Here is a 13,884-nt window from a genome sequence, read left to right as displayed (position 1 = left end):
TATAAAACTTATTTTTAAAATATAATATATGTTTCATATAAGTAAATTTTCTAAAATTATATTTTATTATCTTATATGATTTAATTAATTGGTAAAACGATTTTAAATTCAGTAGCAGTATCAGTACTTTTAACATATATTTTTCCATTATTACTTTCTACTAAATCCTTCACAATACTTAATCCATATCCATGACTATTATCCTTATTTTCTTTTGTTGTAAATCCAACATTAAAAATATCTGTCAAAATATGTTCTTGTATTTTAGGGCCATTATTTTCTATCTTTATCACTGCATTACCTAAATATTCATAACTTTTTGCAATTATTATTCCTTCGCCATCCAGTGCCTTAATTGCATTATTTACTATATTAGATATCACCCTATAAAACTCCATTTCATCCATCTTTATTAAATTAAAACTACATTTATCTTCTATTATTACATGTATCCCTTTATCTATAGCAGGCTTTAGTGCAAGTGATAATAATGACTGTTGATCTTCGCTAATTTCCACAGCTGTTGGTGTAGATTCATTGTTATTTATAATATCTTTTAATGATTTTTTTAAATCATCAAATCTTTCCATAAGGCAAAGTCCATATAAATATGAAATTTGTGCACCATAATCGTGTTTAATTTTTCTAAGTTCATTATTTTTAATTTCTAGAGAATCATTTAATTTATATATTTGTTCTGATTTCTGATGAATCTTCCAAAAATAAGTCAAAATTACTAACATAAACAGAAAAAATACTATGTATATAACATTCTTAATTAATTGACTTTTTTCACCTAATGTTATTAAATAAAAAGTTAATACAAAATCAAGAAAAAAGCTCATTATTATAAAAACTGTTGAAACCCCTTCATCTATTATTAATTGATGAATCTGTTTTATTTTTTTTGTATATTTGAAACACAAAAGTAACAATATTGATTGTGGAACATATACCAAAAAAATCTTTTCATAAGTAACATATTCTATCGGAAGCATTCCTTTAATATATTCAAAAATCAACCCCCCAAATATAATGCTCATTAATATTATAATAGAATAGATTATTGTATATGCTATTATTGCTTTTAAAATATTTTTTCTATAAAATGCACTTGTTATGCTTAAACCTACTATATGAGTTACAAATATAGCCATACCCCAGCTATTCCCAAATACACCAGTAAAAACTTGGCCGTCTAATGAAAGCATTACTATAATGAGAACTATTTTTATTTTCGCTATTCTTTCGCTCTTATTTATACAATAAGTTATTGTATAAGTAAGTACTATTGCTTGTAATATTGAAGCTGTTATATCTAAAATAATCAATCCCAATTCGCGCCCCTCCAGTTATTTTTATATTTATCTTAAGTTTTTCATAGATTCAGGCATTTCTTCAACACCCCAATCCCCCAATGATGCTGGAGCTAATGTAATCATAGAATTTGCTATTTTCTTTAAAAATTCACCTAATACTTTTTTTATCATAAAACCCATCTCCTCTTAATTTTTTTAATTACTAAATAGTTTTATACTTCTCTTTTATTAAACATTTCTATTGCTAAAAATAGGATTGTCCAAGTTATTATTGAATAATAACTTGTATAGTTGTATGCAACTATACATATTAATCCAAGTATTGTTACATTCCTTAGTCCTGTACTCCTATTTTTATTTATAATTTCGGGGCGCGTAATTGGCATTTTTAAATTTATTACTGGAGCTTGATTCCATATGCAAAATATGCTTAGAAAAATTAAGATACAATTACTTAGAAAACTAAGATTACATTGCAAACTTAAAATCAATATTCCAGTTATAGATAGCATTGTAGTTAAAAAACATTTAATTTGAGTCTCTTCGTGATACCCTCCAATAAAAGGCTTAACTGAACACATTACTACTTGAATAATTATCATTTCTTTAAAATATCCGAATAAAGAAAAAATAATTATTGCTGAAACAATTTTTATCGATTCAAATAAAATAGTCACTAAAGCATATTCCATTTGTTCGAGTTCATCTTTACTATAATTTTCATTAGTTGCTATACTTTTTATAATTTTCTTCGAAACACTTTTTACCATTTTTATCTCTCTTTTATATATTTTTCTAGTTTATATATAGTATACCTCCTTATTTGTTAATTTTCAACATATTTGTTGTGTTTTTATGTTCTCTGTATACGTTTTATATTAATGGACTATATTTAAAATTTAATTAATTATAAAATGAAAAGATATCCTTTTAATTTGTTATTATAAGGATATCTTCTTATTTTACAATTATATTATTCAATTGGTAAAACTATTTTAAATTCAGTTGCAGTATCCGTGCTTTTAACACGAATTTTCCCATTATTACTTTCTACTAAATCTTTTACAATACTTAACCCATATCCATGGCTTTTATCATCATTATCTTTAGTTGTAAATCCTATTTTAAAAATATCTGTCAAATAATACTCTTCTATTTTAGGTCCATTATTCTGTATTTTTATTACTGCATTGCCTAAATATTCATAGCTTTTTGCAATTATTATTCCTTGACCATCCATTGCTTTAATTGCATTATTTACTATATTAGATATGACTCTATAAAATTCCATTTCATTCATAGTTATTAAACTGAAATCACATTTTTCTTCTATTATTACATGTATTCCTTTATCTATAGCAGGCTTTAAAGCAAGTGATAACAATGAATTTTTATTTTTATTAACTTCTACAGCTGTTGGTGTAGATTCATTATTATTTATAATATTTTTTAAAGATATTTTCAAATCATCAACTCTTTCCATAAGGCAAAGACCATATAAATATGAAATTTGTGCACCATAATCATGTTTGATTTTGCTAAGCTCATTATTTTTAATTTCTAGAACTTCATTTAATTTATATATTTGCTCTGATTTCTGATGAGCCTTCCAAAAATATACCAAAATGCCTAGAAAAAATATTAAAAACATTAAGTATATAATATTTTTTATTAATTGAGTTTTATATCCCATAGTCAATAAATAAAAAGTTACTGTAAAATCCATAGCAAAACTAATTATCAATAAGTAAATTAATAAACCTTCATTTACTATGAATTTATATACTTGTTCTATTTTTTTTATATATTGCAAACACAAAAACATTAATATATATTCTGGAATATATATTATAAAACTCGCCTCATAATCTACATATTCAATTGGTAAAAGTCCTTTTACATACTCAAAAATTATATTTCCAAATATAATAGAATAAATTCCAATAATACAATATATTATCGTATGTGCTATTAATGCATTATTTATATTTTTCTTATATACAAAACATACTACCCCTAATGCTAGTATGTGAGTTGAAAACACTATCATTCCCGGGCTATTTCCAAATGCTCCTGTAAATAATGTTCCTATAAGCGTAAAAATCAATGTCATAAAAAGCAACTTCATTTTATCTATTCTTGGGTTTTTATCCACACAATAAATTAATACATATGCAAATGCTAGTGATTGTAATACTGAATTTATTCCATCTATAATAATCAATGCTAAATCCTCCCAATTTTCTTCATATTTATACTTTATCTTAAACACTTAACAGATTCAAGCTTTTTTTCTACTAATTTCTACAAAATATTGTTTTTCTAATAATGTAATCATTTAGCATAATCTAATCTTCCTAGATATCAACATTAAAAGGTAACATCATTCATAATATATTGATTAATTAACGATTTCTACTAATTTATTTTATGAACTTATTGTTGTGAACATTGAACAATGTTAATATAATATTGTTCATTAATTGAACTATATTGTAGAATTAAATTTAGGAGGATAGATTTATGGAAAACATGTCTTATTGGAAAGAAGTTTGGGAGAGAAAAGGAAATGGTAATACCAAGTCCTTGGAAGAATTGGATGGTTATGAAGATACTTCTGCTGATGTAAAAGAGATAGCAAGACAAATTGTTAAAGAATTAGATATTAAAGAAACTGATAAAGTATTAGAAGTAGCTTGTGGTGCTGGCGGATTAGCTCAATATATAAAATGTGGTGAATATGTTGGGGTAGATTATTCTTCTTCCCTTGTAAAAAGACACATAGAACTGCTTAACAATTCAGTTTTACATGGTGAAGCAAATAATTTAATTTTTAAGGATAAAACCTTCGATAAAGTAATTTGCTTTGGAGCATTTCATTATTTTCCAAATCAAGAGTATGCCAAGCAAGCAATTTCTGAATTAAAAAGAGTTGCTAAAGAAGCAATATTTATTGGAGATTTACCTCTAAGTTCACATAGAGATACTCATTTACTTTATGATAAAAAAGATTTTGACGGTTGGAAAGTCATGGATGGATACTATAATCCATGTAGATTCAATGTTTCTCTTAAATTACGTTAGATATATAATAAAGGTCTTAGGCATATTCCAGAAAATAATAAGTCAGCATGCTAGTCTATTTTGTCTCATGCTTCGTCAGTATGTTTACCTAATAAGCCCATTATGAGGCCAACATACCTTATTGCCTGCCTGACGCAAAATACACATCACATGATTGACTTGTTATTTTCTTTCATATGACTTATTAAATGCCTTATAAAATGCTTTATGTATTTTATAAGGCATTTAAATTATCTTGTTCCTGAAGATCCAAATCCCTTCTCGTTTCTTTCACTCTCTGACAATTCTGATGTTTCTATTATCTCAACTTTAAATACAGGCTTTATTACCATTTGAGCAATTTTCATTCCGTGTTCTATTTTAAAAATTTCATTACTGTGGTTGATTAAAATAACTCCAATTTCTCCTCTATACCCTTCATCTATCGTTCCTGGTGAGTTTAAGGTAGTTATTCCACTTTTTAAGGCTAAACCACTTCTTGGTCTTATTTGAGCTTCTGTATTTTTAGGTAACTCTATTTGTATTCCAGTATGTACTAGTCCTCTTTCTCCTGGATTTAAAATCAGTTCTTGCACTGCATATAAGTCTAAGCCTGCATCTCCTTCATGAGCATAATTAGGTATTACAGCCTTATCATTAATTTTTTTTATTTTCAATATATATTTTTCCACTTCAACACCCACTTTAAATTTTTATATTAATTATGATTATATCTTACCAATGCACAATTCACAATGCTAAATTCATGCTCTTAATGAGTCTCTATGAGTAATTCAAAAAATCAATTAAACATATGCAAAAAGGGAGTGTCGCAAAATGATTGATTTTCGATCAGGAGCGATGCTCCTTTTCGATTCAAAGAAAGAAATCTCCCCAAAATTGAAATATCAAATCAATTTTGGGGAGATTTCTGAATTTCAAGCGCACTCAAATAAGCCTACTTATTTCATTCCATAATTAGGCAGTAGATTTTAATTCATGAAGATGATTTTGGGTTCTTTCATTTTGTATTTTTAAATGCAATTTGTTAATGTTGTAGCCAAAACAAAGCAAAATAAATTCAGTTTTAACACTATTTTTTCCACGTGTTAAAAATCTATTGAATTCATAATCACTTTTTAGAACTCCAAATGCTCCTTCGACCTGAATAGATCTGTTCATTCTTAATTTAGTTCCAAATTCAGTTGTGATATTTCTATAAGATATTTCACGCTTTTCCACAAAAGTTTTTGAAACTTGCATCTTTCTATTTCCTTTTGCTTTCGTGCACTTCGATTTATGAGCACAGTTATCACAACTTTCACACTCATAGATAGTAGCCTCTGATTTGTATCCACTGGCGGATTTTCTATTAATAATAGAGGTCGGAATCAACTTTCTACCATTATGGCAAATATATAAATCTGATTCTGCATCATATTTCATGTTTTCACGTTTACTAATATCATTTTTAAAACTTCTTTTTTTCCACTTTTCATAAGTTTGTGGTTTTATATACGGAGTTTGATTGTTAGATTCTAAAAATAAATAGTTCTCCTCACTTTCGTAACCAGAATCTGCAATTACATTAAGATATTTATACCCAATTTTTTCTTGCATATTATTAAGCATAGGTATTAATGTTGCTATATCATTTCTATCATCAAATATTCCGACCCCGGTTACGTATTCACTTTCAACTGCGATTTGTGCATTATATGCAGGTTTCAATTGACCATTTCTCATATGGTCATCTTTCATACGCATAAAAGTTGCATCTGTATCAGTTTTAGAATAACTATTTCTTTTTGATAATATGTTTTTACTGAAATTATATTTTTCTTGTCTTTCTTTATATTCAAATAGTTGCTCTATCCATTTCTGAATTGCAGTTTTTCTTTTACCAATACCGTGAACAAACTCTATGTTTCTTTTATCTTTTTCATATAAAAGCCATTCGAGAATTTTATCAATATCATCTATCAATGTTTCTTTTTTAGCAATAAAGTCTCTCGATTCTTCAAGATTGATATTTTCAGCAAGAGTAAGAATCTTATCAAACATTTTTGTCTCATTTTTATAAATGGATTTCTTCCAAACAAAAGTATAACGATTGGCATTCGCTTCGATTTTAGTACCATCAATAAATACATTTTCAAATAATATTTCATTTTGACCTGCTAGATATTTAACTTGTTGATAAAATAAATCTTCAATTACTTCATTTGAAAGATATTCTTTACGGAATCTACTAATGGTAGCATGATCAGGTGCTTTATAGCCTTGAAGTAGCCACTTGAAATTTATATCTCTTTTGCATGCTTTCTCTATTTTTCTACTAGAATAAACATTTTGAGAATAAGCATACGATACTATTTTGAACATGATTTTTGGTTCCACTGCCGGTTTTCTTCCAACGGAAGAGTACGCCTGATACAACTTTGTATAATTTAATCCCTCCAATATATGGCTTAGCAAGCGGACTGAATCATCTTCTGGTATTAAGTTTTCTAAATTTAATGGTAATATAAGTTGATAATTATCATTAAATTGATTATAATTTTAATTGTATAATTTGGTTTTTAACATAATTTAATTATACTAAAAATGTGAATTCTTTTGAATTCACATTTTTTATTTTTTTTATAAAAAAATGAGCTGCCACAAAACTAACTACGTTAGTTTTGCAACAGCCCCCTTCTTATTTTATATACAATTCTTATGTTTATTTTGTGATACAAATCTTTTAATTTTATTGACTATCATTAGTCTCTGATTTCTATTAACACTATCAATTATTATCTCATTCCAATTTATATACTTAGGTTTTTCAAAATGTCTTTTATCTATAACTTCGATTATTCTATAACAGCCTTCTTCAACTTCTGAAAAAATAGCTTTCCCATCTTGATCTGTTATTTTAGATGTTACAAGAACTGGAGATAATCCATTTATTTTATATAAATTAATCTTTACACCTTGCAAATATTCATTTTCTGAGCATTCCAAGACTGATGTAACTATAATTTCTCCATTCTGAGCTTTATTATCTTCTTCCGATATTGGGGCTTTAACATTATCTATATATTTATTGTCAGCTTTAGAAATATTAGCATCCATAAAAAATTCCTCTTCATTAAACTTTTTCTCTATATAATATGAAGAAAAAACTTTTATGTGATTATGATTTTATTATTCTAAAAAAAGATTGGAATACCTATTTCTGCAAAACAATTTAATAAATTATAATCATTACAGGTAAACTCTTTTTTATTTACTGAAACAGATAGATATAGTACAGCTAAAATTTCACCATTGCATATTATTGGTGTTATACAAACAGATCTCCAATCAGGTATACCATAATGATTATAACTATCCATAATTTCCCAATCAATTAAGTATCTTCCCTTTTCCTCTTCAATGGTACTATAAATTAATTTAAAGTTGAATTTTTCAGCTACATACCAACCCTCCTTTGTTCTTTGCTTGCTATACACGTTAATTATTTTTTTATCTTTTACAATAAATACTGTAGCTGTTTCACATTCAATAACCTGCATAACTTTTAAAATAAATTTATAGATTTTTTGTTCTTTTTTATCTTTATATTTAATTATATTAGCAACCTCCTTTAGAATTGATGCTAAATTATAATCTTTTGTTGCACTTCCTGATAAAACTCCAGTTAAATCATTATTACTATTAGTGCTTATTCCATAATCTTTCTCCCAAAAAATAGATCTATTTTTTCCTTCATGCTTTGCTTTATATAAAGCTTGATCTGCTCTTTCTATTATTTCTTCATTATTTAATAATTCATGAGCACTCATTGCTATACCAATACTTATGGTAACTTTCCTTTTATCTCCTAAAATTTTAGCATTATCAATATTCATTCTAATTTTTTCTGCCATATTCATAGCCCTTTTTTTATTTACATTTGGTAAAAGTACTATAAATTCTTCGCCTCCATATCTTCCAATGATATCTCCCTTACCTATGCACTTTTTTACTTCCTTTGTTAACTTAACTAGAACTTCATCACCTGTTTGATGCCCATATTTATCATTTACGCCTTTAAAATCATCAATATCAAACATTATTACAGCAAATTCACTTTTTTCTAGTCTTGCACTATCTAACAAGAAAAGCAAAGCCTCTTCAAAATATTTTCTATTATATACTCCTGTAAGCTTATCTAATGTAGAACTTATAGTAAGGTTGTGCTTTTCTAATAAGAAAGTTAAAAAGGGCTTAAACATCTCTATTGTTTTTTTAGATTTAGCATTTATATAATTCACTGCATTATTAGAAATTAAAATTAATCTTGCATTAATTCGAGCACTACTATTTATGTCTTTTTCTCTATTTATAATTTTCATATACATGCAAGCTTTTATTCCATCCTTTAACACAGTATCATCTAATTGATAAAGTCTTGAATCATTATTGCAAATGAAAAATATATCTTCTTCTGAATCTAATTTTAATGAAAAATATCTATTTATCTCATTTTTATCACTAATCCTATATGTGCATATAACCTCATTTCCCCCTTCATTATTTTCGATAACAATCATGGCCTTATCTGCAAGTGTTAATCTTGCCATATATTTCATTACATTTTCTATATCACTTATAGTGTCGCTGGAAAATCTCTCGAATACTTTGTATATGTCACTTAAATCATTATAATAACATTTCTCGTATAAATTTTGCATTACATTGAAAATAGATTCATTGCCTAATATGTTTATTAAATCTAATTCATTTAAAATATCATTTATTTCTTCATTTTTTTTCACCAATTCAATCTTTTTTAATTCAATATTAATGTTTAAGTCATTATTTAAGCATTTTATAAATAACTTTCGAGTTTTTAGAAATTCACTATTGTTTACATATGATAATTTATCATTTTCTGATAATAAATTAATAGTATCTATATGCAAAGCTATAGATTCATAATAATAATTAATTGCGAGTTCATTACATTTAAGTTCACTATATTTTTTCCCAATCATAGTGTATAGATCTGCTTTAATTTCTTTATTATTTATAAATGCACATATTCTTAACGCTTTATTTATCAAAAAATTAGAATGGCTTTTATTTCTAAAATTGAATTCTAGATATATATACATTCCTTCCACATTATAATCCTTTGGATATCCTTTAAGCTTTAAAAATAGTTCTTTTGCAAAATTTTTATATCCAAATAATAGAATTCGCCTAATTGTACTTATTCTAATTTCACTTTCAGTATCTACATCTTCTAATTTTTTAATTTTGTCATTTAATTTAGCATATACAATTTTTATATCATCTTCATTTTTACACTTATATATCATAAGCTCATAATAATTACATATTATGGTTTTGTAATGGAAATTTTTGGTATCGAATAATAATGTATATATTCTTTTTAAATAATTATATGCCCCGTTATAATTATAAATTAATAAATTATATAGTGCATACGTATAATTAGAACTAATAACTTCCTCTTCTAATAACTTAATTCCATTCTGCATTTGCTTTGTTAAATGGTAATACTTTACTGATAAATTTATTTTTCCGAGTCTTATATACAATAAACAAAGTTCATTGCAAATACTAAAAGAATATGCATCTATACCTTCTTCTCTTTCTCTTTCTAATGCTTTTAATAAATATTCTTCTGCCTGAACATACTTTTTTTCTTGGTTATAAATCTTTGCAATATAAATCAAACTCAATATTTCTCTTTTATATACATTATATTTATTACTTAACTTCGTTATTTCTAGATATTGCTTTATAATTATCTCATTACTATCTCCTTCTTCTTTGCAGATAGATGCATACAACAATTTGCTAAATAATTCTCCATTAACATTGTTATTACTTGTAAATATCTGAATCGCATGTAAGCATATTCTTCTAGCTTCTTTATAGTTTTCTTCTTGAATATACATTCTTACAAGAGTAGTTGTTACCCATCCATACACATCTTCTTTTATGTTTCTTTCATTACATATAGTTAATGCCTTTTCTGCATTAATTAATGTTAACTGATGGTTATATTCTAGCCTATATTTTAATGCAAGTGCATAGTGATAATAAACTTCACCCTTAGGATAAAATCTGATATCTAATAATCTTCTCACACAATTTAAAGAATAATCTATTCCTGTATTCATATCTGTAATATCATTAATTTTTATAATTATCATTTCAAGCAAGGTGTATATTTTTATCTCCGATTCATCATTTTGTATTGCAAGTTGATTTGCCTTTTCAAAAAATTCATAACTCTTCTCATGATTTGATTTTTTTTGATAAAGTTTTGCAATATTTATAGCAACTTCACTTCCGCTTAAATTACTAGGATACATTAAAGCTCTTTTGTAATAAAATATTGATTTTGATAAATTTCCCAATACATCCTGTACTTTTGCATATTTTAGAGTATAGAAATGTGCCTTTTTATAACTGTTACCTCTTTCTAAATGAATTAAAAATTCTTCTATATAATAATCTGTTTCAAATAAAATCTCTTCAAATAAGATAGATGCTTTATAGTGCCTTTCTATTTTTTCTTGTTCACTCAATTTCAAATACAATATATTTCTCAATAAATTATTTGTAAATCCTACAAGTATACCTTGATCACTTATTTTATCTCCTAATACACCCTTTGATTTCAATTCTCCATAAACTTCTATATCTTCTAACTCTGTTATTATATATTTTAATATTATTTTTTCAGATAATGGAGTTTCAAAAATTGATAATCTTTTTAAAACACTAATTTCTTGCTTATTTAATGAAGAAATATTTGCTTCCAATTTTTTTTGTAACGTTTGAGGTATTAGTATATCTTTTTCTTTAATATCAGTTCTCCACTCACCAACAACTTCGTCAAAATATAATGTTTTGTTTTCATATAATTCTTTTATTACACCGCTTATATATTGTGGATTTCCTAAAGTTTCAGAATATATTTTTACTGTTAATTTATTAAGGTCTTCATTTGTATTAAGCATACTTTTAATCATTTTAGTCGTATTGTATTGATTAAAATAATTTATTTTATACTCTTCATATTGTTCTAATTCTTTAACATCTTTCATAAATGTCAAGAAGTCCTCATCATTACTACCTTCATTCATAGTAAATATTATCATCACATTTTCTAAATTTTTTCCCAAAAAAGCAATATATCTAATGAGTAATTTAAAGATTTCATTTGTGTCATTTAAATCATCTATTAATATAACAAAAGGCTTAGTCATAGTATATTCATTTATAAGCTTGCCAATTCTGTTAATTAACTGAAGCTTTTGTTTCTTTTCATTATTAATAGAATCCTTTTCAATCAAAATTGATATAAACTTTTTTATATAAATTTCATATTTATCTTTTAAATTCTTGTCTATCTTTCCATAAATATAATTTAGTAAATTATTATATTTATCCTTTTTACTTATATTTTTATTTATTAAATCCTTAGTATTTATGATATCTATAAAATATTTATTTTCTAGTTTATATTTAATTTCTTCTAAAAGCCTACTTTTTCCACTTCCATCTTCACCACTAAATCCTATGATTTTATAATTTTCTTTACTTTCTAGTATCTTTTGAAAGTTTTTTTCTACTATTTTTATTTCTTCTTCCATACCAATTATATCTAAATCAGTTTCAATTATATTCAATGCATCAGTAACAAATAATTTATAACTTGTTTGCATTTTGTTATTTATATCTTTTATAAAATGTTCAAGTGTAAACGATTGATTTATAGTATTTACTTGATTATATATTCTTTTTATATATTTCAATTCTTTTAACTCGCCCTTGAGTTCCTCTTCAACAAATATCTTATTGAATAATTTTATAACTTGTCCAATGTTATCTTTATTGTTGATTCCATCTTCTTTGGTTTCAATATTATAGTGGTAAGGTAATGAATTTACAGATGAATTTAATAAATTTAATTTATTTATTTCATTTTGTAGTAAATTTTTTATCTTAACCTTAATCTCATTTTTTACATTTGGAATTAATACTATGTCCTTAATTGTAATATCATCAAATATATAGCCTTGCATATTTAATGTATTAATCGCTGCACATATTTCCATAAATATATCTAATTTTTTATAAATACTGCATTTCTCAATGTACGTTTGAGTATCTATTCTAGATTGAATATATTCCATTAAATATCCATATTGAGGTTTATCTAATTTTATACCATTAAGACTATAAATTATTTCAATATTAATAATATTAATGACATTATCAAAATTTAAATTTCTAATAGTTTTAAATTTACTTAATAAATATTCTCTTGTTTTTTCATAAGTGAAATCATTTTTTAAAATACATAATACATATTTCTTATTCTTTTCTGAATCTATAACTATATAGCTAGAGAAGTTTTCCTCATTACTCATCTCATATTCTATTAGATACTTATTATTTACACTTCTCAATACTCATTCATCTCTTTTCCTTGTCAATCTTACCCTTATCAATCTAATTTGAATTATACCATATTTTATAATATCACTAAAGTATATTCTATTTAACGAAATATTAACCAACTAATATTTTTTCTTTAGAAACTTAATATTAAAATTTTTTGATATTTTTTTTGTTTTTGCACATAATATTTTTATACAAATTATTTATGAAGGTGATTATATGAATTTAAAATTTTTCAAAAGATATATTTCATTTATTTTAGTTGTACTTGCACTGATTAATATTCAAACATTTAATAATATATATGTTCATGCTAATGAAAAAAAAATAGTATATCTAACTTTTGATGATGGCCCTGCTGGAAAAGTTACTAAAGATGTATTAGATATATTAAAAAAAGAATCTGTTCCCTCAACATTTTTTCTAATCGGAAACCAAATTAAAGGTCAAGAAGATTTAATAAAAAGAATTTATAATGAAGGGCACGCTCTTGGTCTTCACAGTATGAGCCATAAAAAAAATTGTCTTTATTCCTCTAATGACTCATTTTTAAAAGAAATGCTTGATACTCAAGAAACAATAAATAATATAGTTGGCTTTAAACCAACTATATTAAGATTTCCTTTTGGTTGCAATAATAATTACTATAAACTTTCTCACTCCATGGTTAATTTACTTCATGAAAATAATTTTAAAATTTATGATTGGAATACCGATAGCGGTGATGGTGCAAATCCTAGCTCTAGCCCTGGTGTATTTATTAAAAATTCTAAAAGTGATAAAAATTCTGTATTATTGTTAATGCATTGTGCCTACATGAGCAAAAATTCTGTTAAGGCTCTACCTGATATAATTAAATATTATAAAGATAATGGATATGAATTTAAAGTAATCGATGAAAATACACCTGAAGAATTTCACTTTATAAAAAATCAATGAATTTATATATTATTTTAAAACAGAAAAATAGAAGACAAATTATTTGCCTTCTATTTTTCTTATTATTAAAAACTAATACTTCTTA

General features: G+C 25.2%; 10 protein-coding genes. 2 read left to right on the top strand and 8 right to left on the bottom strand.

All coding sequences use genetic code 11. The features are described 5' to 3' along the window. Positions 1 to 80: 80 nt before the first annotated feature. The 4 genes from psyc5s11_RS04980 to psyc5s11_RS04970 form a co-directional block, all read right to left on the bottom strand. On the bottom strand, positions 81 to 1,337 hold the full coding sequence (locus tag psyc5s11_RS04980; RefSeq protein WP_224036531.1) for a sensor histidine kinase: 1,257 nt from the start codon (positions 1,335 to 1,337) through the stop codon (positions 81 to 83). A gap of 27 nt (positions 1,338 to 1,364) precedes the next feature. Continuing rightward, positions 1,365 to 1,490: a hypothetical protein gene (locus tag psyc5s11_RS27805; RefSeq protein ID WP_258712426.1), complete on the bottom strand. Its 126-nt coding sequence runs from the start codon at positions 1,488 to 1,490 to the stop codon at positions 1,365 to 1,367. Between the two features lie 41 nt (positions 1,491 to 1,531). Further along, entirely contained in the window at positions 1,532 to 2,089 is a 558-nt protein-coding gene (locus psyc5s11_RS04975) for an accessory gene regulator ArgB-like protein (protein ID WP_224036530.1), read from the bottom strand. Between the two features lie 203 nt (positions 2,090 to 2,292). Further along, on the bottom strand, positions 2,293 to 3,543 hold the full coding sequence (locus psyc5s11_RS04970; RefSeq protein WP_224036529.1) for a sensor histidine kinase: 1,251 nt from the start codon (positions 3,541 to 3,543) through the stop codon (positions 2,293 to 2,295). 299 nt (positions 3,544 to 3,842) lie between these two features. Between psyc5s11_RS04970 and psyc5s11_RS04965 the strand changes: the two genes are divergently transcribed. Beyond that, positions 3,843 to 4,403 carry a class I SAM-dependent methyltransferase gene (locus psyc5s11_RS04965; protein ID WP_224036528.1) on the top strand — a complete coding sequence of 187 codons (561 nt, stop codon included), beginning with the start codon at positions 3,843 to 3,845 and terminating at the stop codon, positions 4,401 to 4,403. 230 nt (positions 4,404 to 4,633) lie between these two features. Here the strand turns inward: psyc5s11_RS04965 and dut are convergent, their stop codons facing one another. From dut to psyc5s11_RS04945, 4 genes are all read right to left on the bottom strand, one after another. Beyond that, complete coding sequence (gene dut, locus psyc5s11_RS04960; RefSeq protein ID WP_224036527.1) at positions 4,634 to 5,074, bottom strand: dUTP diphosphatase; 441 nt, start codon at positions 5,072 to 5,074, stop codon at positions 4,634 to 4,636. A 286-nt stretch (positions 5,075 to 5,360) separates the two neighbouring features. Further along, positions 5,361 to 6,911 carry an IS1182 family transposase gene (locus tag psyc5s11_RS04955; RefSeq protein ID WP_224038123.1) on the bottom strand — a complete coding sequence of 517 codons (1,551 nt, stop codon included), beginning with the start codon at positions 6,909 to 6,911 and terminating at the stop codon, positions 5,361 to 5,363. A 177-nt stretch (positions 6,912 to 7,088) separates the two neighbouring features. Further along, the gene (locus psyc5s11_RS04950) at positions 7,089 to 7,502 is read right to left on the bottom strand and encodes a SpaA isopeptide-forming pilin-related protein (protein ID WP_224036526.1); all 414 of its coding nucleotides are present in this window, start codon (positions 7,500 to 7,502) and stop codon (positions 7,089 to 7,091) included. 77 nt (positions 7,503 to 7,579) lie between these two features. Continuing rightward, positions 7,580 to 12,868, bottom strand: coding sequence for a diguanylate cyclase (locus psyc5s11_RS04945; protein WP_224036525.1), 5,289 nt, complete (start codon positions 12,866 to 12,868; stop codon positions 7,580 to 7,582). A gap of 211 nt (positions 12,869 to 13,079) precedes the next feature. Between psyc5s11_RS04945 and psyc5s11_RS04940 the strand changes: the two genes are divergently transcribed. After that, entirely contained in the window at positions 13,080 to 13,799 is a 720-nt protein-coding gene (locus psyc5s11_RS04940) for a polysaccharide deacetylase family protein (protein ID WP_224036524.1), read from the top strand. Positions 13,800 to 13,884: the final 85 nt, after the last annotated feature.

Source organism: Clostridium gelidum (genome assembly GCF_019977655.1).
In the GTDB taxonomy this organism is placed as follows: domain Bacteria; phylum Bacillota; class Clostridia; order Clostridiales; family Clostridiaceae; genus Clostridium; species Clostridium gelidum.
This window is presented reverse-complemented; position numbering and strand designations above follow the sequence as displayed.